Here is a 24,797-nt window from a genome sequence, read left to right as displayed (position 1 = left end):
TTCTCGGCAAGTCATGATTGTTCCAGAACAGGCTGTTCCAGCCTTCATTCCCCAGCTCCGTCTGCCATTTCGCCAGCACCTGTTTTAATTCACTTACAGCAAGCGGCTTCAAATCCCACTTTTCTCCGCCTTCCTGCTGATCCAGACCGATATGTTCAAACTGGAATACCATTGAAAGCTCGTTCCGGTCCGGATTAGAATACAGTTTAGCCGCTTCCGGTGTCGCCCCCCAAGTCTCCCCCACGGTCAGAACATCATGCTTGCCAAATGTCTCCCGGTTCATTTCCTGAAGATATTCATGCAGCTTCGGCCCATTTCCTGTAATCTCCTGATCCGGTATTTTACCGACCAGATCAATCACATCCATACGGAATCCTCCGACCCCTTTATCCAGCCAGAAATTCATCATGTCCCATACCTCTTGCCGGACTTTGCTGTTCTCCCAGTTCAGGTCCGGCTGTCTGCGGCTGAACAAGTGCAGAAAGTACTGGCCGCTCGTTTCATCCATCTCCCAGGCCGAACCGCTGAATGTTGAACGCAGAGAATTGGGAACTCCGCCGTTCACCGGATCACGCCAGATATAGTAGTCCCGGTATGGATTGTCTTTTCCCTTGCGGGCTTCAATGAACCATGGATGCTCATCCGAAGTATGATTGACAACCAGATCCATAATAATCCGGATGTTGCGGTGCCCTGCTTGTTCTATTAATTCATCCATATCCTCCATTGTTCCGAATTCGCTCATAATATCCTGATAATCACTGATGTCATAGCCGTTATCATCATTTGGCGACTTATAAACGGGACTAAGCCAGATCGCGGTAATACCAAGCTGCCCAAGATAGTCTAATCTGTTGATAATTCCCTGAAGATCGCCGATCCCATCCCCGTCGCTATCCTGAAAACTTCTGGGGTAAATCTGGTAGATAACCGCTGTCTGCCACCATTTCGTATTACTCAATGCAATCACTCCTATATGTTCTATTTATCTATAACTATAGACCAAAAATGAAAAGAGACATAACCGAAGGATTATGCCCCTTTGTCAGACAGATTCGTTTAACAAATAAATTTAGTAATGGAGCACCGCCTATTTCTTGCCGTTTTCTTTAAGCCAGGCATCAAGCTGTTTTTGTGCTTCTGCAATCACCTTGTCGGCTCCTGCTGCCTTTTGTTTCTCCAGCATTTTAGGGACAACCTCTTCCGGATCCAATTGACCGGACTTCAGCCCGTCCACAAAGGTTTTGTTGGCATTGTCGATTGAGATCAGTTCATTTTTCACCGGCTCCGGATCAAAGACAAATCCGAAAATCCGGGATGGGTTCGAAGAAATTTGTTCATTGAATTTTTCATAGTTCTGGTATTTATCCGGGTCTTCTCCTACACGGGTGTAGTTAAGCATCTGATTGCCGATTTGCCACATAATATCATGATAATAACCGACTCCGTCTGTTGTTTGACCTTCCGGCAATGCAATCTGACCATCTTGCAGCACATAATGCTTCCCTTCAATTCCGAAGTTAAAGAGGGTCAGCAATTCCTTGTCTTTATAGAAGAGGTTAAGCAGCATCATAGCACGTTCAGGATCTTCTGAACTTTTCGAAATCGCATACATGGTTGCTGTCATCTTTCCGGTCTGCAGACGGTCAATATTAAGAGGAATCTGCAGCATTTCACGCCCTGCCTTGATCGAACCATTCGGTGAGATAGCAGCTTTACCAATCTCCATATCAGCCAGAATGTCCATATCACCTACAAACGCAAACCCTTTACCGGCCTGCATTTTCTTCCAGGCATCTAAACCGGGGGTCAGTGCATCCTTGTTAATATACCCCGCCTTGTACCATTTGTTGGTCAGCTTGGCAAGCTCCATATACCGGGGAGTAGTGAATGAATTGATGACTGTATAATCATCAGCCGCTGTCCCTACGGTGTTAATAGCAGCGATACTTACAATAGAGTCCAGATTCGTGGATGAATAGTAAGCTTCAAGCGGAAAGCTTGGTGCCACCAAAGGCGTAATCCCCGGTTCGTTTTCCTTTATGGTTTGGAGCATAGGCTCCAGATCCTCGACTTTACCGGACTTCAGTGCAGTCAGATCAAAGTTGTATTTGTCCACAAGCTCTTTGTTCAAGTAAACACCTTGTGTGCCGCCCAGCTCCTGGTGGGTATGAATACCGTACAGCTTGCCATCGCGTTTGGCCGGCTCGTGATAATCCTTCTCTACAGCTTCGATATCAGGACCGTACTTGGCCAGCAAATCATCAAGCGGCAGCAGCCCCCCTTTGGTAACCTGTTGCTGGAAGCCAAGCCAATCCGCCGTAAACAGCAGGTCCATTTTATCACCGGAAGCCATCATCAGATTCGTTTTATCGCGCCAAGCCCCCCAATCAATGGGATTCAGCTTGACCGTCATATTCAATTCCGGATAAGTCTGCTTCAGATAATCATTCATCGCATCCTGAACCAGCTGATTATCTTTTTGAGGCGCATCGGGAAAGACCATCACAACCTCGTAAGGCTTGAGCCCTGTGCTGGCTGCCCCCTCCGGCTCAGCTGAACCCGCTGGTGAATTTGCTGTGTTATTTCCGCCGCAACCGGCTGCTACGACTGAAGTCAGCATCAGTGCGGCCAGCACAGCAGAACTCTTTTTTAACCAATTCATAAATAGTAGACCTCCCTGGAATTCTTCTATTTTTTCCTTTGAAACAATTGTTAGCATATACTAATCCGGCACTGCCGGGATCAGCCTTTCACAGCGCCTACGGTAAGACCCTTTACAAAATACTTCTGCAGGAACGGGAACACCAGCACCAGGGGACCGATCGCAATCATTGCCATGGCCATACGGATAGATTCAAGCGGTGTCGTAACCTGGGCGGTGGAGCTATAGGCCTTATTGGCGATCGTCTGCAGGAACGAAGCGTTCATTAAGGTCTTGGTCAACAAATACTGCAGAGAGAACAGCTTCTCATTCTGGATGAAAACGAGGCTTGTAAACCAGTCATTCCAGTAGGATACGGTGGTAAAAAGCCCGATTGTCGCCATGACAGGAAGGGACAGCGGCAAAATAATGCTGAAGTAGGTCCGGAATTCTCCTGCACCATCAATCTGCGACGAATCAATCAGAGAAGGCGGAATACTGTTCGTAAAGAAGGTCCGCATGATAATAACGTTGAAGCCGCCAATCAAGCCAGGAATGATTAAAGCCATTAAAGTATCCTGAACATGTAAAAAGCGGGTGTATACAAGATACCAAGGCAGCAAGCCACCCGAGAACAGCATCGTAATTAAAATGTAGAAGCTCAGAGCCCCCCTGAGCGGAAACTCTTTCCTTGATAAGGCATAGGCCATTGCCGAAGTCACAAACAAGCTGACAACTACACCGATGATCGTTACCAGAGCAGACACACCATAAGCCCTCAATATTTTCTCGGCATCTTCAATTAGATACTGATAAGCGACAAGGCTGAATTTGCCCGGCCAGAAGCTGTATCCATGAACGGTTACCCAGTCTTCGTCAGCGAGCGATATCATAAGCACGAGCCAGAACGGGATCAGGCACGCCAAGCTAAACAAGGCCAGAACAATAATGATGACGGGATTGGTTCTTTTTGAATTCATATTGATCTCCTTTTAGAATAGGGCATTTTCTTTGCTGACTTTACGGACAATCAGGTTGACAGTCACGACAAGTGTGAAGCCGACAACGGATTGCAGAAGCCCTGCCGAGGAGGCAAGTCCCGTATCACCGGTGACCAATAGCGCATTGTATACATAGGTATCGATAACTTCCGTTGTCTCTTTGATCATACCGGACGCCATTGTCGCCTGATAAAATAGACCGAAATCAGCGTTAAAAATCCGGCCAATCGCAAGCAAAGTCATGATGATAATGATCGGAGCAATCAAAGGAATCGTAATTTTCGTCATTTGCTTCCAGCGGCTTGCCCCGTCAATGACAGCAGCTTCATAATATTCGGAGTCAATCCCGACAATCGCTGCCAAGTAAACAACTGCCGAATACCCCACACCCTTCCAGGTGTTGACAATAGTCAAAATATAAGGCCAATGCTGTGCTTCTGCATACCAGTTGTTAGGATCGATCCCGAAGGGCTCCAGGATGAATTTATTGACGAACCCCAGTTCCGGATTTAAAAACCCGTAGACAATATAGCCGACAATGACCATGGATATAAAGTTGGGCAGGATCACTGTACTCTGAAAAAACTTGGAAGCGAATTTATTTTTGACCTCGTTAAGCATAAGGGCCAGCAGCACAGCCAATATGGTATTGATTACTAAAAAGCTGATGTTATACAGCAACGTATTTCTGATGATCACCCACGCGTCGTTTGAAGCAAACAGAAACTTGAAATTATCTAGTCCGATCCATTTGCTCCCCCATATCCCGTCCGTATAATTCAGATCCTTAAAGGCCAGAAAAATCCCAAACATGGGAAGATAATTATTGATTAACATCAGCAGCACACCAGGCAGTGCCAGAACAATCAAGGCCCTGTACTTCCAAAAGCCTTTCCGTTTCAATCCTTTTTCCGAAGCCATAATTCCACACCTTCTTATTGGGTTATGTCTTCATTATAAGAAGTTGACTGCAGCTGCTCTGCCGTTTTTATAACCTCAGTCTATTCGTTTTGTGACTTTACGATATTCCTGGGGATTGACATCAAACTGCTTACGGAACATCTTGGTAAAATGCGAAAAATTACTGTATCCTACCTGTTGCGCTATCGCGCTGACCGGCAGATCCGTAGTGTCCAGCAGTTCGCGGGTACGGTTCATCTTAACTGAAATCAGGAAATCAATGAGACTTTGGCCTGTTTCTTTTTTGAATAGCCTGGAGAGATAAGCCGGATTCAACCTCACATAATCAGCGACAATATCTCTCGATATCTCTTCTTCCACATTGTGCTGAATGTACCGGATGGACCGCTCAATCACGCCCCCTTTTTCCTGCCGTTCGAACTCCGCTTCCATAACGGCAGATACCATTCCTTCTGCCCAATGCCTGTATTGAGGCAGTCCCCGGATGCGGGCGCTTGTCCAATCTGTAAACTTGGCTATACTGCCTGCATTAATTCCTCTGACCTGCAGGAAGTGATATATAATCTGCAGCGTATCCTGATGCAATGCGTCCAAATGTCTTCCCTGAAAGCATGGATCAGCCTGCAATTTTTCAGTCAGGTTATGGATAAATTGCACAGCAGACTCACGTTTTCCGGTTAGCATATAAGCTACTAAATCATCAAGTTCTATACCTTCCGACTCTGAGGATAGCGGCACTTGGTCTTGAGGGATGTATATGAGCACCGATTGTGTCCGGGAAATGTTGTCACGCTCCATTGTCTTTAAGCTCTCGCACATTCCCGGCAGCTCTTGAAGGGATTTGAACGAGCCGACATAGCAGGTTACTATGCTGTAGAACATATCCTGGCATGCCTTAATAAAATGCTGTCCGGTAGCTTTGAGCTGCTTAATACCAGGCTTCCCGGCTTTCCCGCCTTTGGCATACAGCAGAATGAACAAAACCCCGTGTTTATCCGTAACGGCCTCGCCCTGGTACTCCTCAGTGAAGAATTCTGCCGCCGCTTTTTTGACGGCATATTCCATAATCTCCTGATCTCGCGGGCTTAAGGGTTTACTCCAATTTTCAATACTGATCAGGATGGGCAACACCAGATCAGCAGGCTCTAACCCCACGCTGGCGCCTGTCAGCTCCCGTTCGAAAAAATCTCCAAAAGACAGAATGCTGCGCGACAACAAATCCTGCCAGAAACGCTCCACACGCTTCGGCTTCTCTTGCTGCCACAGATTAAGATACTTATGGTACATTTTATTGTAAGACTCGTACTCTTCTTTCTCACGGACAGCTGCAATCATCCCCGATACGGCAGACAACAGTTCAGCTGTATCAACAGGCTTGAGCAGATAATCGAAGCTCCCGAGGTTAACTGCTCTTTTGGCATAGGAAAATTCGGAATGACAGGTCAAAAAGATGGTTTCCGTCCAGGGAGAGTGTTCTTTTACCCAGCCAACCAGCGAAAGCCCGTCTTCATCGGGCATTTCAATATCGCATATCAGCAGATCAATCTTTTTTTCCTTTATTATTTCTCTGGCTCTGTTTGCTCTATTAGCTGTCAGAACCTCATCAATTCCAGACTCGTTCCAGTTACAGCAGTAGAGAAGGCCCTCTACAGCAAATTGTTCATCATCCACAATCAATAATCGCATACCTTATCGTTCTCCTTCTGTATATTCAATGGGCAGGATCAGGCGCACCCGGAATCCGGACTGCACATTCCCGTTGAAGTGAATGCCGGCACGCCCCTGATATCGCATAGCCAGCCTCTGTTTCACATTCCAGATCCCGATATGGCCTTCCTCAGTTCCCGGCGTGTAGTCAGAAGCATTTAACTCATGCAGTTTCTGGGGACTGCTGCCTTTTCCGTTGTCTGAAATCTCAACAATCATGGTATCATTCACTTCTTCAGAACGGACTGCCGAGAGATCCAGACAGAACGTCTCTGTTTTTAAACTTATGCCATGAAGCATGGCGTTTTCTACAAAGGGCTGTATGATCAAGGAAGGTATTACGGCGCTTCTAAGCTCTTCGGCTACGGTAATCTGAAAATCAAAGGACTGTTGATAACGCATCTTTTGAATTTCAAGATAATTGCGGAGATGCTCCATTTCTTGTCCCAAAGTTATGCTATTCTCCTTCACCTGAAGCATAAAGCGGAAATACTGTACCAGATGGCGCACCGTCTTTTTCACCAGTTCATATCGCTGCAGATCGGCAAGCTGAAAAACAATATTAAGCGTATTCAGGAAAAAGTGCGGATTAATTTGCATCTGCAGATGTTTCATCTCTGCTTTTTGCACATGTAACCGTTCCTCATAGACATCAATTTTTAAATCTTGTATTTCAACAACCATAGAATTAAATGCCTGATTCAGTGCTTGAAACTCCAGCAGGTTAGAAGACGGAAGCTGGGTCTCCATAGAACCTTTTCTTATCCGGTGAATTCCACCAAGCAAATCCAGAATTGGACGGATGACCATACGGCGAAAATAATACAAGTAGACCAATAAGATGATCAAAATAAAAAAGGGAAGCACATTAATAATCATCTGGAAGATATTCAACCCTTGAAGCAGCTCTGAAGCCGGGATGACCACGGAAAGATTGATTCCCAGAGTCGCTGACTGGCTGGATACAACGAATAATTTAACGCCTTCATGCGAAAAGGAAAACGAAGCATTCCGGCTCAGCTCCTCACGCGGCAGCTTGAAATTATATCCCATTGTTTCTGAAGGACTGGTCAAGATATTCCCGTCATTATCCACAATTAGCACATCCCCGCCGGATTGCAGGTTTAGATTGCCCAGAGGTGAACGCAGGGAGTCGATTCGGATAAGTGCGCCATTATAGGCGGGACTGCCCAGATCATTGCCTGCTATCCGGTTCAGATAGTAATCTCCTGCGATCTTAACTAGGGTCCATCTATACCGAAGCGATTCTAATTGATCCGTGTTATGAACCGTCTCTGTAATTGATGCCCGGACTTCATCCATATAATTTTCTGTTGATCCCAGTACATTGGATAATGTCAGTGTATCGTTGACGCTGGAGTACAGATAGAACATGTCCACGCTATGATAATAAGCCTGATAGGCTTGATTCCGTTGCATAAGCCTCATCCGGGCGAAAAAGTATTCGGAATCTGTCAGCCCCTGGGAAGTGAGCCCAAGAAAGTTCTCATCATGATCAACAATATCCACCAGATTAATTGTAATATCCCCGAGACTGCTCTCCATCATTTGCAGATTGGAACTAACCAGGTTTTGATAGGATCTGGATACCTGATCCAGAACATTTTGCTTGGCATAGTATCCCCCTGCAAAAAGTACAGTGAGCAGAGGAATCGTTATAGCGGCAAACAGTTGAACAAGTCTTACACCCAGCGAATTTTTTTTGTTCTTCATAATGCATCCTTCCTATGACCTGACAGTAAAATAACCCCACAAAGTGGGGCCTTTAAATGGAGGCTGACTCAAAGGGCCACCTTGGTGACCCTTAAACAGCATGAGTTAACTTCTGTTGCTCTATTTTAACAAATAGGCTATGGCTTGTGCCGCTTCTGCCCGGGTAGCATTAGCTCCAGGCACAAAGGCTCCATCGGCATAACCTTTCATCAGACCGGCAGATTGTACAATCTGAACCGCTGCTTGTGCCCAGGCTGAAATCTCATTGCTGTCCCGGAAGGCAAACGAGGACTCCGCTGACCGGTCGGTACCGCCAGCCTTTATAAATGCCCCTGCCAGCATCACAGCCATCTCCTGCCGGGTTATCCGTTCATTAGGCGCAAATCGTTCACCGCTTCTTCCAGTAATCAAACCTGCCTGATAAGCAGCAGCAATATCCTCCGCATACCAGCTGTCTGCAGCAACATCCTTAAACGGTACAGGACGGTCAGCCTTCAACTGTAGCGCTCTGACCAATAAGGCTGCAAACTGTGCGCGTGTGATCTTCGCCAAGGGAACGAAGGTATTCTCTGTCATACCACTAATCACATGCTTCGCCGTCAATTTATGAATGGCCTTGAACGCCCAATGCTCCGCAGGTACATCAGTAAATGATTTGTCGTAAGCGAATATGGTATAACGGCTGAAGTGATACAGGTCCGCGCTGATTTGCTGCGCTGCTAAATCAGCTCTGCTGCTGACATACTCCCACTTCCGGAGCGGTTCCAGGAAAGAATAGATACCCAGTAAATCATTAAGTTCCCCTTGTCCAGCAAGATCGTCAAGCTTTAAGGTGAGCTGCACTGGGCTTCTGAAAGAATCAAGTCTGGATACGCCTTCGTTTGCCGTCGTCACACCGAATTCAAATTCATACACCGGTCCAGCGGAAATCCAGGGCTTCCCGTCCGGAAGAGAAGCATCCTTTGGCTCGATTTTGTCAAATGTAATCTGAATGTTCGAATCAGCTGTCAGTTTCCCTTTGTTCGCTTCAAGAAGCTGAAGGATATGGTCCTGCATGAAATGCAGAGTGAACATATCTCCTTGAAGCAGCAGGTTCTCTCCTTGCAATCCCTCTACAGCGGAAACCGGGATGAGCATCCGATTGTACTTCTCCTCATTGACCGCGATTGAAATGTTCCCATTGGCCGCCACGCTTAAGTCCTTAGCCTGCAAGACAAGGGCCTCTCTTTTCGCTGCTGCCGGAGTTGGCGTAGCGGAGTTCCCGGCAGTGCTTCCCAATAATCCCGGTGCAGCAGTAGCTGCCGGTGTTGGAGCTGCTGTTACAACCGGTGCTTGGGTTGGAAGACCGGGTTCTTCGCTGCTGAAAATAGGCTGTACCATTACTGTCTCCGGGTCTTTGTCGATATAAATCATTGTCCAATACTGCAGAGAAGGCAGTTCAATCAGCAGCTTGTCGCCATCCCAGGAATACTCCAGCTCCTGTGACAGGCCATGCCCGGCGTCAGGCGTAGCAGCATAGACTTTCAGATCCGGTGCTTCTTTCTCTGTAATCCCGATATCGTACGATACTTTCAATGAGTGAAGAACCGCCGGCTCATTGGCTGCATTTCGCCAGTTGCCGTCATTGTTAAGTAAATTGATCAGATGCAGCACGTCATACCGTTCAAAGCCTGGATTTGCGTCATTCTTCCGGACGGTTGCCCAAAGTGTATTGTCCATTCCGTCTTTGCTTATTGCCAGCTTGCTGCCATCGGCCTCGACGGATACCATTGCCGATGAATCGGCCTTGCTGTCAAATAGCAGGTTTTCATAGGCTGCATTAAATTTATAGTATTCCTGCATGGTTACTTTAGTGGAGGCCAGCATTTTTTTGCTGCGGTTCGGATAGTATTCATGGGCCAGCATGTTCGGGCCTTCCGATTGCTGCTCAGCCGTTCCCAGTTCAATATGAGTAGCCCCCATTGATGCCAGCCCGGCATCCATCAGCCGTACGGACGGCTCGTTGAAATAACCGGCCGTTACCCCGCGGAGCCGGATCGTTCCGGCAATATCGTCCGCTTCCATACGAAGGGTAACGGTATGAATTCCCGCTTCCATGTGTGGAATAATCACATAGCCGTCTCCGCTGTACTTCTCAATGCTCTCAGTGCCATCCAATCCGATCTTCAGCTCCTTGCCATGTTCATCCTTGGCACGCACCCCGTCAATATAAACTGAACGGGTTGTTAAGCCGCCCGGATTGGAATAAGTAAAGATCAGACTCTGCTCCCCCGATTGAGGTATGTTCACCGGATAGGTTACCTGCTGGCCTACTTCGCCAAAATTCAGCACGGTATCCTTATAGAGTGAGAACGGTGACTCCGTGTTTGTACTTTCAGCTTCATAGCTGCGGGTTACAGCGTCCGGAGCACCTGATAAGGTAACATTCAGCTTATCCAGCCTGATCCCGCTGTCCTGGCCTTCCGGCATTTTAATAATAATGGTGTTATCACCTTCTGCTAGCCGGATACCGTTCACCGCCGCTTCTTCCCATCCGGAGCCAGTAGTTGGCGCAAAGCTTATTGGAATTCCTGCACCATTGTTAATATAAACGCTGCGGCTAACGGTCACTGCTCCCTGGGCATCATTTTGATAAATCCAGCCGAGATCATAGAGGCCAGACTGCCCTATATTCACTGTGAACGCTACACGGTCATTGACATTATTGAAGTCGAAGGCATACCCGGTTAAAGGAACAACCCCTCCTGTCACTTCAGCGCTGCCTGTACTGTATTCGTACCCTCCGGCAATAATCCCGCCAACATTGGTATATTGTCCGCTTGATTCCATCTTCAGCGTAACCTTATGGTACCCCTCCTGGAGAGGGACTGACAATTCAAGGGGCTGCATGGTGCCGCTCCAGCCGCCGGCTGTTTTGGGGAACGTGATATTCTGAGCCTGCGGAGCCGGTTCCCCGTCCACCAGTACCGACATTACAGGATCATTATCTCCATGATACAGGACCGTAATCGAGTCCAGCGGATGGTCTGCATATACATTATAGGTGACCGTCTGCCCGGCTTGTCCGAAATTATCCGTCTTACTCTCACTGTAATTCATGCTGTTGGTTTGCGGAATATCCGCATACATCGCGTAGTATCTCTGTGTGCCGGCAGTCATATATTGGAGCTTGATACCCAGATCATTTGTTGAGGCCTTCAGGGTTATCGTGTTATCGCCTTCCTCCAGATGAACAGTCTGCAGATTGTTCAGTTCGGAGAATTTATCCCATGTTCCCATACCGGCAAACGTCAATTCTCCCTGAGGCACATTATTAACAAACAGCTCACGTCTCACATCCTGCCAATCCGAAGCATAGCTGAATCCAAGCGGATAATCCCCTTCAGCAGGAACGTTCACCTGGAACTTCACGTAATCACCTGCGGTATCAAAATAATATACATGGCTGTATTGATCCACAATCACAGTATCCAGCTGGGCATCTACCGCCTCGTAACGTTCTTTAATCCCTTGGCCCTGCACCTCCAGGCTTGCGAGATTAAGCCAAAGGTTATTGGTGTTCAGCGTCAGTTTAACTGAATTTTCGCCCCTCTTCAGCGTTGCTGCCACCGTAGCTTGTGCAGTCGGATTTCCCCAACCTGTATTAGCTTCAAAGGGAATGGCTGCCGCAGCAATTTCATTGTTAACAGTCAGCTTGCCTTCCGGAGAACCTGAGCCATTGCCCTGCCCGTAATTCAGAACAAGCGTATACAGTCCGTCTGCAGGTGCATTAACCGTAAACGTCACCGCATCCGTATCTTTGCGTCCAAAATTGCCTACCCAGCCGTAAGCTTTGGCAATCCGGGACTGGTAATCCAGCGTTACCGGAACATCCAGCGCTTCCGTACCCCGGGTCGGCAGACCTGTAGCCTCCTTATAGTTCATATAGCCGGCGATAACCATTGCTTTGCCGCCGTCTTTCTCCCGGGTATCTTCCACAACCTTCTGAATATCGCGGTAATGGTTGCGGTCCTGCCAAATCTCACTGTAGTCGAAATCGGTTTTCGTATCCGGGTCGGGTACAGCGCTGTATTCGGCATTGCCTCCCACCATATTGAAGGTAACCTTGCTCTTATCGGGATTATTGACAAGCAAAGAGTCTTTAACCGAGTTAATCAGCTGGGCATAATCCAGAGAATAGTAACGCTTGTTGCCGTTATAGTCATACAGATAATTGTTGTCATTTGCCCCCCATTGGTCCAGATGGATGCCGTCGAACCCAAAGGTGTTAATGGAACGGTCAAATTGTCTGGTAATATAATCCTGCCAGAACTTGTTGCCCGGATCTTGCAGGAACAGGGAGGTTGTCTTCCCGTTCACATCAAAGGTATAGCCGTTTTGGTCTTTCTGCGGATTATTTATGTCAAGCTGAGCACTGTTATAGAGTCCCCATTCCGGGCTCACGCCGAAATCTTCATAGTTCTCACGCGCCGCATAATTCATTTGATAGGCCATGGCTGCAGAGCCGTATTTCTGGGCAGCCTCTACCTGCTGCTTAACGCTCAAGGGATACAGCGAACGCCCCAGCAGATCCGTATAATGTGTATCCGTGTTAATATCTTCATCGATAAAATTTCCGTCCGCATCTGTCAGCGGTTGTCCGTTCTCATCTGTTTTGGAATAAACCGAAACATCATGACGCCACATCCAGTCATAGAACTGGTAGGCATTAATGTAGTAGTCCTGCGACAATTCTCTGAGCTTGGAGTCACTCTCTTCCGCCGTTTCCTGCGGGAAATCCGCAACATATCCGTATCTCGGGAAATGCGTCCAATCACTCGATACATCTATGGCTGCGGTTACATAATCCGTTGGTGCAGCGCCTTCGATCCAAGCTTTTGCTGTATAGCCGCGGAAATTCTCAGCCGGAGGTGTCCAGCCCACGGTAAGCATGTTGCTTCCTTCCTGCAGAACCGTCAGATCTTTGCTGCCTTCGGCAATCAGCGTATTCAGCTGGTAAATCTGCAAATGCAGCTTGCCGCTCCAATCGGCAGATTGATCCAGGGTCAAGTTCAGCTCTGCGGCCTCACCCGGAGCGAACCGGGCCTTTGAGGGCACCATCTTTAGTATTTTGGGATTCACCTCACCCGTCGGCTCCGCCTGAGCCGCTCCACTGCGGGCATAGCCTGTTGTAGAAGTTTGAACCAGCAACAGCACGAAACAGAGAAATAGAACTGCTTGTTTCCTGACCATAAGACCGCTCCTTCATACTCATAATTTGAGAATACACAATGCTGCCAAGACTGGACACGAATGTTGGCTTTTAGGGAGGTACAACTTGTAGGGAGGTACATTTTTCAGGGAGGACGTCAATGGTAACGTAAACGTTTACTCAAATGGACAAAAAATATCTTTTACTAAGACATTCCCCTCCCTATCTGAAAAATAGTTATTGCTATTTTCAAGTATCTCAGCACTATTTACTTGAAATCCGCAATACGTAAACGCTTACTATAAATTATCCCGATTATTTTTCCTTGTCAATATTTATTTTTCTATAACTTGGCCATTATTGACAAAATAAAGGTTAAGACTTATATTTTTCGTAAACGTTTACTTTGTTTTCGATGTCACCTTAACGCTAACCGATAGGCAGGAGATTAGATGAATCCCACGATTAAAGACGTTGCCCAGAAGGCGAATGTTTCCATCGCCACGGTCTCGCGAGTGCTGCATAACCTGGGCGGCTATTCAGATAAAACGAAGCAAAAGGTGGACCAGACCATTAAAGAGCTGAAATATCAGCCGAATGCAATCGCCCGCGGACTGATTAACAAGCGTACCCAAACCATCGGTGTACTGTTTCCTGATGTGTCGAGTGCCTTCTCTTCCGATCTGCTCCACGGAATCGACGAATGTGTCCATAACCACAATTATAGTGTGGTGGTCTGTAATACCGATCAGGACGGTAAACGCACACTAAAGTATCTGCAGCTTCTGCGCGAGAAGCAGGTAGACGGGATTCTTTTCTCCAGTGAAGCACTTAAGAAAGAGTACTATGACCTGCTGGAAGACATGAGAGTCCCGGTGGTCCTGATCTCTTCCCAGACCGATTTCCCCAATGTGCCTTATGTTAAGATTGATGATTTTCAGGCTGCCTATGATGCAGTTGATTATCTGCTCACCAAAGGTCACCGCAGAATTGCCATGATTAGCGGAACCAAGGGCGATCCCATTGCGGGGACGCCAAGAATCGAAGGATACCGCAAAGCGCTGGAAGCTCACGGAATTGCTTTTAACAGCAGTTATCTCATATATGGAGACTTCATGTATGAGAGCGGCAGCAGAGCGATGAAGACCATATTACAGAAAGTACCTGAGGTTACCGCAGTATTTGCCGCCAGTGACGAGATGGCAATTGGTGCTCTTTCAACCGCTATACAGCATGGCCTGAACGTACCCGAGGACATCTCCATCATGGGATACGACGATCTCCGGTTAGCCCGGATGGTTAATCCGCCATTGACTACAGTCCGGCAGCCGCTTCATGACATTGGAATGATCGCTTCTGAGAAGCTGATTCATATGATTGAATCAGGGGAAATCGCCCAGAGTCAAATCTGCGCCCACTCCATTGTAGAAAGACAAACGGTTAGAGCCATTACCTGAGTTTTGAATGAATAAGAGCAGCATCTGATAGCTATACAAGAAGCGGCTTATCCTGAGATGAGCCGCTTCTTATATACTTTTTGTTGTCAGTACTACCTTGCAGCATACACGCTCAATTTAGCAAGGTCCTTCGTAAGATTCATCATTACACAAACACCTCATTTTCCACTTATAGATCGAGTATACCACAGTACAGCTCATTCTATATCTCCTTAAAGCGTTACAGATAATACAGTGATTTTTGAATTTCTTATTAAAGAACACAAACAACCTGCAGGATCGAGACATTTGAAGTCTCGTTCCTACAGTAATTCTCGGAGCAGTTTATCGAGGTATCCCAGGAATATGTGATTCATGTGCTTCAATAACACGCTGGCAATAATACGAAATCGGTTGTGAAGGTGCATGCGCTGCTAGACTATATCAAGGAAATTACGCTAATAAATAACGAGCGCTGATATTGAGTGGAAAAAAATCCCGGTCCTCTATAATCAATGGTTACTTATTTATTATCACTCTAAGCCGAACATTATCCTTCGGCTGCGGGAATGTCAAGGTCAGAACACCTGCATCCGTCTCAACTGTTCCTCCATCCGGCAACCCTTCAATCTGCGAACGCACTGTAATCTGCAAATTTTTGAAATGTACAGTCCATTGCGTCCATTTGCCGGTATACCCGAGATGAGCCGGGTCAATAGAGAATTCTGCAGCTTCGGAACTCTCCAGAAGATGCAGCTTGAACAGATTGTATTTACCCTTCTCATAAGCATAGGATTCCCCGTCATCATCGTAAAGCTCAAAAATATTGTTCGCGCTTCCCGTACAATAAACATCAAGCCGGAGATTGCCGTTGCCTTCCATTAATGTGGAGCTAACCGGCTCTACCTGCGGCACAATTGCTCCACCTTTGACATATAAAGGCAAGATATTCAATGGAGCCAGCGCAACTATGCTACCGCCGCCTTCCATTCCTTCCCCCGTCCAATAGTCATACCATGTACCCTCCGGTAGATACACGGCGCGGAAGGTTGAACCCGGCCTGTATATGGGCGCTGCCAGAAGGTCGCTGCCGAGCAGGAACTGGTCGCAAAGATTATACGCCTCGGGATCGGAAGGATACTCAAGAATCAATGGACGAATAATAGGCATGCCTGTTTCTGCAGCTTCCCGAAAAAGGGAGTAGATCAGCGGCATCATCCGATAGCGCAGCTTGATATAATCACGGCAGATTTCCTCGATCTCAGGCCCAAAGGACCACGGCTCCTGTCTTAAGCTGGACTGCTCGCTGTGGTTGCGAAAAAATGGAAACAACGCGCCCATTTGGATCCAGCGGGCCAGCAATTCACCGCTTGCGTGATAAGCAAACCCCCCGACATCAGGACCGGCAAATGCAACGCCGGAGAGACCGAGATTAAGCACCATAGGCATAGACATGGCCATATGCTCCCAATAGCTGCGGTTGTCTCCAGTCCACACCGCCGCGTACCGTTGGATGCCGGCATACCCTGCCCGGGTCAGTACGAACGAACGCCGTCCGTCCAGATTTCTTTTCAAGCCTTCTGCGGTTGCCTTACACATAAGCAGACCATACAAATTATGGACGGTGCCGTGAGATACCGGACTTCCGTTGTTATTGTGAATCGTATCCTCATCCATCGTCATCGTCGGGCTAAAGACGGCGGGTTCATTCATATCGTTCCAGATGCCCTCAATACCCGCTTCCGTGTAAAAACGATGCAAACCTCCCCACCATTCTCCGGTTTTGTCATCCGTAAAATCGGGAAAGACGCTAGGGCCTGGCCATACCGGCCCTTCGAAGGGCTCACCGTCCGGCTTCAGGCACAAGTGCCCTCCTTCAACCCCTTCATTGTATATCTTATAATTGGAATCCACTTTGACCCCGGGATCAACAATCGGTACGATTCGGATGCCCAGTTCCCGCAGTTCCTGGATCATCGCCGCCGGATCAGGAAAACGGACAGGATCAAAGGTAAAGACCCGGTACTCGTTCATATGGTGAATATCCAAATGGATCACATCGCAGGGAATATCTTTCTCGCGAAAAGTATGCGCCAATTGCAGCACTTCATCCTGGGACAAATAGCTGTAGCGGGATTGATGGTATCCCAGCGCCCATTGCGGTGGAAGCTGCATTCGCCCGGTCAACGATGTGTACCGCTTGAGAACATCCTTGATTTGCGGACCGGCAATAAAATAATAATCAAAAGAGCCTGTCTCTGTATGAATAGAGTAGATATCCTTTTGGCTGCGCATATCAAAGAACGTTCTGCCGGGATTATCCAGATAAATGCCGTAGGCCATTTGCGGCTCGTGAACAATCAGGAAGGGGATCGACTGGTACAACGCTTCAATCTCCGGTACATGCGGAGAAAATACGTCTGAATTCCACATTTCATAGCGTTCTCCCCGCTTGTCCAGAAAACCCGTCTTTTCTCCAAGTCCGTAATAATGGGTGTCCGGGGAAACATTGAACGTTCCGGACACGGCCATTTTTTCATCCCATAGCAGCAAACTGTTATTTACAACCTTATTACCGGCTTTGTCCATAAACCGAAGGCTACAGTCGGATTTTGATATTTCGAGAATTACATGTTTTGTTTCCCACAAGTAAGCCTCTTTTGTCTCCTGTATCTCCGGAAAATGATGTTCAGCCTCTTTTACAACAGCAATAGTACCTGTCATATCCAAGACCCTGCTTGTGAGCAGCTCCGGGAACAGCTTGATGCGAATGATTCCTTCGCTCATTTTGTTCAACGCGAGAATGCCGTGTTCGCCTTGAACGATCAGCAGGTTCTCCTCCTGTGATATCCCGGTTAATCTCCCCATCCCGAACAGCTCTTTCTGAATCTGGTGGTTTTCGATATTAACGGGACTTATCGCTCCACTATTCAACATTTGCAGGTCCTCCCTTTGATAAAGCCATACAACTTGTCTTCGGCCCTACCAACCCAAAAGTTTTCCGTATTTTTTCTATAGTTTTGTTACAGATTTTTTATATAAAATTCGGAATTCATAAGGTATCAATTCACCTTGATTTTCACCGCTTGGTCGAGTTTCCATTTCGCCGCTCATGGCATCGCACCATTCGCCGGAGAGGAATGGAAATTCGGCGGCAAGCGGGACCGGGGACACGTTCATAATCACAACCACATGATCTTCACCGTAATGGCGCTCATACGCCAGCAGGGAAGAACCTTTCTCGGCCCACAAGGTCCGGAACGATCCTGAAGACAGCGCAGGATGTTCTTTACGGATCAGGATGAGCTTTTGATAGAAAGAGAACAGCTCCCTGTCCTGCTTCTCGGATTCCCAGATCATGCATCTGCGATTGTCGGGATCGAATTGACCCGCAAGTCCCACTTCGTTCCCGTAATAAATGCTGGGCGCCCCAACAAAAGTAAACTGAAACGCGGTGGCTAGCTTCATCTTCCGCTTGTCATCACCACATAATGTCAACAACCGTACCGTATCGTGAGTATCCAAATGAATAAAGCAGCTCTCATTCACCTGCTGCGGATACCGCGCCAAATATCTGCCGATTTTTGCGGCGAACTCAAACGCATCATGATGCTCAAAAACGATAAAATCGAGGATCGCCTGGGCCACCGGATAGTTCATCACGCCGTCGAATTGATCCCCTTGCAGCCATTTCATCCCATCATGCCAAACTTCCCCCAGAATATAGGCGTCAGGCTTCAACTCTTTGACCGCTTTACGGAATGCCCGCCAAAAGGTATGATCCGCTTCGTTTGCCACATCCAGGCGCCAACCGTCCACGTCCGCCTCTTCGATCCAATAGCGTCCCACGTTGATGAAATAATCCCTAACTTCCGGATGGGCCGTATTTAATTTGGGCATGGTTTGTTCAAAAGCAAACGTCTTATAAGTTGGGATGCCGTCCGTAACTTGAAAAGGCCACTCGTTAATGTGAAACCAGTCGTAATACTTCGAGTCCTTCCCTTTCTCCACAACGTCCTGGAAATAAGGAAACGTAACCCCGCAATGATTGAACACACCATCCAAAATAACGCGAATCCCTTGCCCATGGCAGACCTGCACCAAAGATCTCAGCGTCTCCAGTGACCCAAAGTGAGGATCGATCTTCAAATAATCCCTTGTATCGTATTTATGGTTCGACGGCGCTTCAAATAGAGGCGTAAAATAGATAACGTTAATGCCCAGCTCCGTCAAATAATCCAGATGTTCCATTACCCCCTGCAAATCTCCGCCAAAAAAATTGTAATACTCCGGTTGGCCGCCCCACACCTGTGTCCCTTGCGGATCATTACTACAATCTCCATTAGCGAAACGATCCGGAAATATTTGATAAAAAACGGCGTCCTTTACCCAAACGGGCGGCTTGTGAATATCGATTGGATGCAGATAGGGGAACTCGAACAATCCCAAATGCTCCTTAGGCGAATCGGAATGAAATCCTTTTTCGGTATACCAGATTTGATCATTCCCTTTTGTCAAAATAAACCCATAGGCAAGCCTGCCATACGGAGGGCGTACCGCCGCCTGCCAGTAGTCATACATCTCATCGCTCGCCAAGATCTTCATACTCTCTGTTGCCATGTCGCCCCAGGGTTTGCATTTATCTCCGAACAGGACATTCACCTTTAGGACATCCTCTCTCTTTGTACGGATACGTAAATGAACCGTTTGATCATCGTAACCATAAGTCCAGCAATCATTGGGACGGTGATAAATCGCTTCAAGCAGCATAATCAAACATACAACTCCTTCGACATTTAAAATGTTAACTTTTCCAGTACAGATCAGCCCTTCTCAGACCCTGCCATCAACCCTTCAACCAGATACCGCTGCAATAAAATGAACAACAGGGTCAAAGGGATCGCGACCAGCACGCAGCCGGCGGCGAACAGCGTAAATTCCGTGGCGAACTTCCCCTGTACAATTTTGAACAGTCCGACAGCCAGCGTCTGTTTCTCCGGCGTACTTAATACCATGTTGGCAAAAATAAAATCGACAAAACCTCCACTGAAAGAAGTGAGGGCGATAAAAACAAGCATTGGCTTGGACAACGGTAGCATAATTCGCCGGAACACCGTAAAATTGCCGGCTCCGTCAATCCGGGCCGCATCGACCAGACTCTGCGGAACCGTGTCAAAATAACTTTTCACGTACAAATAGCCCATCGGAGCTCCGGCCGAATACACCAGAATGAGGGATAGATGCGTATTGAGCAACTGCAGTTGCATGAGCAAAATATAAACTGCAATCATACTCATAAATCCGGGAAACATCCCGATGATGAGCAGTCCCAGCATCAGATTTTTGCGGCCTTTGAACCGGAAACGGGAAAAGACATAACCGGTGATTGTAACCAGGAATGTGCTGAAGATCATCGTGAAGAAAGATACTTTGAACGTGTTGATGAACCACTGCGCGTACGGATACGTATTGAACAAATCCCTGTAGTGCTGAAGCGTGAACGTTGATGGAATCAAATGCTCACTGTATAAGGCGTTACCCGGTCTGAAGGAGGACATTACGACCCAAAGAGCGGGATAAATACATATGATGCCAATCACAACCAGCCCGACATAACAGAAGAAGTTGCCCAAACTCCATTTCAGCTTCGCGTCCGATTTTGTCATCTGTGCAAATCCTCCTCCTTAAATGCCTTCGTTCTTCGGATGTTTGCGATTGCAAAGGATGAAACAATGATAAATATGAAAATGCCTATAATGGAAGCAAAATTATATTTGCCGCTGTCCATCGTCAACTTGTATAGCCAGGTGATAAGAATATCGGTGCTGCCGGCGGATTGGTAGGCCGGATTTGCCGGATTCCCGTTCGTCAACAAATAGATCAAATTGAAATTGTTAATATTGCCGGCAAAGGACATCACCAACAGGGGGCCAAACGAGAATAGGACCGTCGGCAGTGTGATTGCATTGAATTGTTGAAACGGACTTGCCCCGTCAATTTGAGCAGCTTCGTACAAGTCCCTCGATATCGTAGATAAAATCCCAATAACCATCAGCATCGTAATCGGAAAACCAATCCAGATGTTCACGACGATTACCGTGAACTTGGCCCAGAACGGGTCCGTTAACCAGGGCAGACCTCCCAGACCAAAATAACCGAGATATTGGTTAATCGGGCCAAACTCACCGTTAAACATGTTTCTCATAATGAGCAGTGAAATGAACTGAGGGATCGCATACGGAATAATAAATAAGGTGCGCCAAAAGCCTTTAAAGCGGATCCCTTTTTTCTGAACCATCAGGGCCACAACAAATCCTCCCGTAAATGTTGTCAACGTTGCGCACACCGTCCAAATAAGCGTCCAGAACGCTACTCCGAAAAAGGTCTGATTCCAGGCTTTAATGGTAAAGATATTTTTGAAGCCTTCCAGTCCGATCCAACTCACCAATTTGGCTGGTGGTAGAAAATTCGGAGCCGAATAATTCGTAAAGGCCAGCAAAATCATAAACAGGATCGGCATCAATGTAAAAAAAACAACGAGTAAAACGGGGATAAATATGACCATCTGGGGGAATTTGGCCCCTTTAAGATACAGTAAAGTTTCCACAAAATGCGGCGCCTGCTCCCCCTGATCCCGCCTCTTGCCCATCAGGTAGGCGTCGCGCACATTGGCAATATAAATGCTTGCTACGATCGCCATGGCCAAAATGACGATCATGCCCTCGATCAATAAAAAAATAGAGTGGTCGCCGCGGACATTGACATATACCTTCCCTACCTTTTCCAGGTGGTCGGATTTTTCCCCTAAAGTAGTTAACCCCCAAACAGCCCTGGGTAAAGAAAAGGCCAAGCCGATTCCGGCAATGTGCAAAAGGAATAACAGTACTCCTTTTACAAATTGTCGGTTGTACAGTTGTCCAAGCCCCATACCGAGCAGCGATAAGATCATTGCCCGCTTTCGATGCTGGATCATTATTATTCATCTCCTGTTAGCAAAAAAGTGGCGGCGTCATCCCTATCATGAGATACGGATGACGCCAATAAATCAGGCAAGGTCGCAGTTTATTGGTGCAAAGTTGCAATGCCTTCCTTGATACTCTTTACTGCATTGTCCAGTGTTTTCTGCGAATCTTCGCCTTTCCAAATCAACTCAAGCGCATTTGCCATTGGGGCCCATACCTGCTGCATCTCAAAGATTGACGGCATCGCGATGGAGTGCTCAAACTGCTGGATCGCCCCGCTGACCATAGCGTTGTCTTTGATTGCTGCCTCGTTCTCCAAGCCTTTGCGGGCGGGAATAAAGCCGGTCACTTCAAAATTCTTCAGCAGCGCTTCCTTTGTTGTCACATATCTGGCGAATAATTTAGCCGCATTCGGATATTTGGAATACGCGCTGACATAATAAGCCTTGACGCCAGCGAATGTATTAGGCACCTTGCCGTTCGGGAACTTCGGCAGCGGTACCATGCCGACTTCAAAGGGGAGTTTGGAGAAATTGCCGATATTCCACACGCCGTCCAGATTAATAGCCAATTTCCCTTCCTGGAACAAAGCAGTTTTCACATCGCCTGTTGCATCGGCTGCTTCCATAGGCAAAATTTCGCGCATAGCCTGAAAGTATTTCATTGCTTCAACGGCTCCCGCATTGTTCAGCCCGATATCCTCTGGATTGGTATTGTTGTCGCCAAAAACATATCCGTCATAACCCGAGAAGAAGGGGTACGCAAAGTAAAAGTTATTTAACTGCATCATAAATCCGTATTTCTTCGTTCCCACATCGTTATATGTCTTGGAGAAGCGGATAATGTCGTCCCAACTATTTAAATCCGACTCCTTGACCAGTTCTTTGTTATAGAACAAAGCATAGGTCTCCATATTACGGGGATAGCCGTAAAGAATGCCGTCTTTCGTAACGGCATTTACCGCCGTCTCCTGAAATTCCGCTTTGGTCTCCTCTTCAAAGAAGTCATTCGGAAGGACAAAGCCGCCCGCTACCGCTTCGCTCAAATTGTCATGAGGAAGCACCAGCAGATCTGATGCCAGCCCGGCTGGGCCGTCGGTCTTCATCTTGGTCATCTGCTCCGGGGCTCCTTGTTCCTGGACCTCAACCGGAATGTTGTATTGCTCAGTGAATTGTTTGGCGATTTCGGTCAAGAAAGGAAGCCCGTCTTTTCCGTCCCAGACAAGTAGCTTGGCGCCGGGCTCCGGTGTCAGTTCATCGGCGTTTGCCGTAGTTTCGTTAATTGTGTTGGCTTGTTCTGCAGACTGCGGATTGCTCTCTGTCGTTTGCTTGGCTGAACATGCCACCGTACCGAACATAAATATAATGGCGATCAACAGGATATTGAATTTCCCTAATTTCATAAACAATAACCACCCTTCAATTGTTTAATAAAACGCTTTCAAATGAAGCGTTAATCAAATGAGTAAATCTATATTTACTCATTTCGACTCTTATCCTCGCAAACTACCTCCTTTCATTGTTTATTGATTAATCGTTTAATCTAATCATAAAAAAATATAGCAAGAGAACACTATATTTTTTTACTATAAGGAATCGTGCTTTGCCGAACAGTAAGACTGACCGGAATAGTCACGTTTCTTGTGGAGGATACCCTTCCATTAATCTGATCGAGCAGCATGTTAACTGCTGTTTGGGCTTTGCCCAAAACGTCCTGCTGTATTGTCGTCAACGAAGGAATCATATACCGGGTATAAAATATATCATCGAAGCCGACAACGGACATGTCGGTGGGAACAGAGAGACCGATATCATATAGACCCCTGATTAATCCCATGGCAGAAACGTCGGAAAAAGCGAATATTGCGCTGATTTTCCTTTTGCTGCTACCAATCTTTTGGGCCGCCTGATACCCGCCCTGAATGGAGGAAAACTCCTCAAACACCAGCTCCGGATCGCCCGGAGTGCCGCATTCCTGTAATGCCCTCAAATAGCCCTGGTAGCGGTAATAGTTAACTCCGCCTTCCTCCAGCCTCCCTGTCAGCACGGCGATCGTCTTATGTCCTAATCCAATCAAATGCTTCGTTCCTAAGTATCCTCCCGCCTCATCATCCAAATTTACTTGGTATAAGCCAGGATTGGACAAGTAGCTGTCCAGAAACACGCACGGCACACCCATCTCCAGCACTTTTTGATAGGCGGAAGATTCGCCATAGGCACCGACGACAATAAGACCGTCAAGATGCCGCTGTTTCACAAAAGAAAAATCCTCGTCCTCATTAATGCCCTGCAATATGACCTGCACTTCGTGATGCCGCGCCCCATTCTCCACTCCACGCACAAGCTCCCAATAAAAAGGATTGTCCTGAAGAATTCCCTTCTCCAGAAAAGGAACAACTACGGCAATAAGATGCGAATTTTTATTTTTTAGATTACGGGCCGAAGCGCTGAGAACAAACTGCTGTTCCTGAATGACTTTGTTCACCTTGTTGATGGTGCTTGCAGATACCCTGCCGGTTTGATTAATAACATTGGACACCGTAGCAACGGATACGTTGGCAATCCGGGCGATGTCTTTAATTGAAACTTTGTTATTCATAAAGGCTCCTCAATTTGATTAAACGTTACATCACTATGAACTGATTTAATCACCTGTGGATTATTTTGTCAATGTATTTTTTACACAGTATACCTAATCAATGCTTCTACCCTTTGTCAGGGAACGTATGTTTGCTGATAAAAACAAAGAAAAAAACCGATCCATCCGAGCTATGACCACAGGGAGGAATCAGGTTATTTAAGGTTCAACTGATTTTGAATTGGTATGACCCATAATTACTCTATGAAAACCTTTGGTATTGTGGGCTTCTAAAATAATTCGTCTTTCTACCGCTTCGCCTTATAAAACTCATGATACAGCTTCATGAGCGCCCTTTTCTCTATCCGGGACACATAGCTCCGCGAAATCCCCAGTTTCTTCGCAATCTCCCGCTGCGTCCTCTCTTCCCCGCCGGTGTCCAGGCCAAAGCGGCCAACCACAACTTCCTTCTCACGGTCATCCAAGATGTCCAAATTGCGGTAAATCTTGCTCTTCTCAATTTTCAGATCGACTTCCTTCACAATATCATCAGCATCAGAGCCGAGGATATCGATCAGTGTGATCTCATTGCCTTCCTTGTCCGTCCCGATCGGATCATGCAGG

The 24,797-nt window shown here is 47.0% G+C and carries 15 protein-coding genes; 1 reads left to right on the top strand and 14 read right to left on the bottom strand.

Features of this window, described 5'->3' with window-relative positions:
* The 7 genes from AQR02_RS33500 to AQR02_RS03780 form a co-directional block, all read right to left on the bottom strand.
* On the bottom strand, positions 1–961 hold a 961-nt coding region (locus AQR02_RS33500), incomplete at its 3' end, for an alpha-glucosidase (protein WP_245237085.1).
* A 129-nt stretch (positions 962–1,090) separates the two neighbouring features.
* Positions 1,091–2,665, bottom strand: coding sequence for an ABC transporter substrate-binding protein (locus tag AQR02_RS03805; protein WP_054939461.1), 1,575 nt, complete (start codon positions 2,663–2,665; stop codon positions 1,091–1,093).
* A gap of 80 nt (positions 2,666–2,745) precedes the next feature.
* A complete protein-coding gene (locus AQR02_RS03800) occupies positions 2,746–3,624 on the bottom strand; it encodes a carbohydrate ABC transporter permease (RefSeq protein ID WP_054939460.1) in 879 nt (292 codons plus the stop codon).
* Between the two features lie 12 nt (positions 3,625–3,636).
* Positions 3,637–4,566 carry an ABC transporter permease gene (locus AQR02_RS03795; RefSeq protein ID WP_082451620.1) on the bottom strand — a complete coding sequence of 310 codons (930 nt, stop codon included), beginning with the start codon at positions 4,564–4,566 and terminating at the stop codon, positions 3,637–3,639.
* Between the two features lie 75 nt (positions 4,567–4,641).
* Entirely contained in the window at positions 4,642–6,252 is a 1,611-nt protein-coding gene (locus AQR02_RS03790) for a response regulator (protein WP_054939458.1), read from the bottom strand.
* Positions 6,253–6,255: 3 nt separating this feature from the next.
* Positions 6,256–8,007 carry a sensor histidine kinase gene (locus AQR02_RS03785; protein WP_054939457.1) on the bottom strand — a complete coding sequence of 584 codons (1,752 nt, stop codon included), beginning with the start codon at positions 8,005–8,007 and terminating at the stop codon, positions 6,256–6,258.
* Positions 8,008–8,127: 120 nt separating this feature from the next.
* On the bottom strand, positions 8,128–13,239 hold the full coding sequence (locus AQR02_RS03780; protein WP_054939456.1) for a glycoside hydrolase family 66 protein: 5,112 nt from the start codon (positions 13,237–13,239) through the stop codon (positions 8,128–8,130).
* A 411-nt stretch (positions 13,240–13,650) separates the two neighbouring features.
* On the opposite strand from AQR02_RS03780, the gene AQR02_RS03775 reads away from it, so the two are divergent.
* The gene (locus AQR02_RS03775; RefSeq protein WP_054939455.1) at positions 13,651–14,655 is read left to right on the top strand and encodes a LacI family DNA-binding transcriptional regulator; all 1,005 of its coding nucleotides are present in this window, start codon (positions 13,651–13,653) and stop codon (positions 14,653–14,655) included.
* A 498-nt stretch (positions 14,656–15,153) separates the two neighbouring features.
* On the opposite strand, the gene AQR02_RS03770 is transcribed toward AQR02_RS03775, so the two are convergent.
* From AQR02_RS03770 to AQR02_RS33495, 7 genes are all read right to left on the bottom strand, one after another.
* Positions 15,154–17,571 (bottom strand): glycoside hydrolase family 31 protein, encoded by a 2,418-nt coding sequence (locus tag AQR02_RS03770; RefSeq protein WP_054939454.1) that lies wholly within the window; start codon positions 17,569–17,571, stop codon positions 15,154–15,156.
* A 75-nt stretch (positions 17,572–17,646) separates the two neighbouring features.
* Positions 17,647–19,404 carry an alpha-glycosidase gene (locus tag AQR02_RS03765; RefSeq protein WP_054941975.1) on the bottom strand — a complete coding sequence of 586 codons (1,758 nt, stop codon included), beginning with the start codon at positions 19,402–19,404 and terminating at the stop codon, positions 17,647–17,649.
* Between the two features lie 53 nt (positions 19,405–19,457).
* On the bottom strand, positions 19,458–20,300 hold the full coding sequence (locus AQR02_RS03760) for a sugar ABC transporter permease (RefSeq protein WP_054939453.1): 843 nt from the start codon (positions 20,298–20,300) through the stop codon (positions 19,458–19,460).
* Positions 20,297–21,607: a carbohydrate ABC transporter permease gene (locus AQR02_RS03755; protein ID WP_054939452.1), complete on the bottom strand. Its 1,311-nt coding sequence runs from the start codon at positions 21,605–21,607 to the stop codon at positions 20,297–20,299. Before AQR02_RS03755 ends, AQR02_RS03760 begins: the two co-directional genes overlap by 4 nt.
* Before the next feature lie 89 nt (positions 21,608–21,696).
* Complete coding sequence (locus tag AQR02_RS03750) at positions 21,697–22,998, bottom strand: sugar ABC transporter substrate-binding protein (protein WP_054939451.1); 1,302 nt, start codon at positions 22,996–22,998, stop codon at positions 21,697–21,699.
* A 170-nt stretch (positions 22,999–23,168) separates the two neighbouring features.
* Positions 23,169–24,194: a LacI family DNA-binding transcriptional regulator gene (locus tag AQR02_RS03745; RefSeq protein ID WP_054939450.1), complete on the bottom strand. Its 1,026-nt coding sequence runs from the start codon at positions 24,192–24,194 to the stop codon at positions 23,169–23,171.
* A 287-nt stretch (positions 24,195–24,481) separates the two neighbouring features.
* The coding region (locus AQR02_RS33495) for a sigma-70 family RNA polymerase sigma factor (RefSeq protein WP_245237083.1) at positions 24,482–24,797 on the bottom strand (316 nt) is incomplete at its 5' end.

The sequence above is a fragment of the Paenibacillus ihuae genome (assembly GCF_001368795.1).
In the GTDB taxonomy this organism is placed as follows: Bacteria; Bacillota; Bacilli; order Paenibacillales; family Paenibacillaceae; genus Paenibacillus_AQ; species Paenibacillus_AQ ihuae.
The sequence above is the reverse complement of the archived record's forward strand: the minus strand, read 5'-3'. Positions and strand labels throughout refer to the sequence as shown.

Excerpts from the sequence above, each read along its gene's own strand:
- AQR02_RS03805 (WP_054939461.1), bottom strand. The coding sequence starts at position 2,665 with ATGAATTGGTTAAAAAAGAGTTCTGCTGTGCTGGCCGCACTGATGCTG.
- AQR02_RS03800 (WP_054939460.1), bottom strand. The coding sequence starts at position 3,624 with ATGAATTCAAAAAGAACCAATCCCGTCATCATTATTGTTCTGGCCTTG.
- AQR02_RS03795 (WP_082451620.1), bottom strand. The coding sequence starts at position 4,566 with ATGGCTTCGGAAAAAGGATTGAAACGGAAAGGCTTTTGGAAGTACAGG.
- AQR02_RS03790 (WP_054939458.1), bottom strand. The coding sequence starts at position 6,252 with ATGCGATTATTGATTGTGGATGATGAACAATTTGCTGTAGAGGGCCTT.
- AQR02_RS03785 (WP_054939457.1), bottom strand. The coding sequence starts at position 8,007 with ATGAAGAACAAAAAAAATTCGCTGGGTGTAAGACTTGTTCAACTGTTT.
- AQR02_RS03780 (WP_054939456.1), bottom strand. The coding sequence starts at position 13,239 with ATGGTCAGGAAACAAGCAGTTCTATTTCTCTGTTTCGTGCTGTTGCTG.
- AQR02_RS03775 (WP_054939455.1), top strand. The coding sequence starts at position 13,651 with ATGAATCCCACGATTAAAGACGTTGCCCAGAAGGCGAATGTTTCCATC.
- AQR02_RS03770 (WP_054939454.1), bottom strand. The coding sequence starts at position 17,571 with ATGTTGAATAGTGGAGCGATAAGTCCCGTTAATATCGAAAACCACCAG.
- AQR02_RS03765 (WP_054941975.1), bottom strand. The coding sequence starts at position 19,404 with ATGCTGCTTGAAGCGATTTATCACCGTCCCAATGATTGCTGGACTTAT.
- AQR02_RS03760 (WP_054939453.1), bottom strand. The coding sequence starts at position 20,300 with ATGACAAAATCGGACGCGAAGCTGAAATGGAGTTTGGGCAACTTCTTC.
- AQR02_RS03755 (WP_054939452.1), bottom strand. The coding sequence starts at position 21,607 with ATGATCCAGCATCGAAAGCGGGCAATGATCTTATCGCTGCTCGGTATG.
- AQR02_RS03750 (WP_054939451.1), bottom strand. The coding sequence starts at position 22,998 with ATGAAATTAGGGAAATTCAATATCCTGTTGATCGCCATTATATTTATG.
- AQR02_RS03745 (WP_054939450.1), bottom strand. The coding sequence starts at position 24,194 with ATGAATAACAAAGTTTCAATTAAAGACATCGCCCGGATTGCCAACGTA.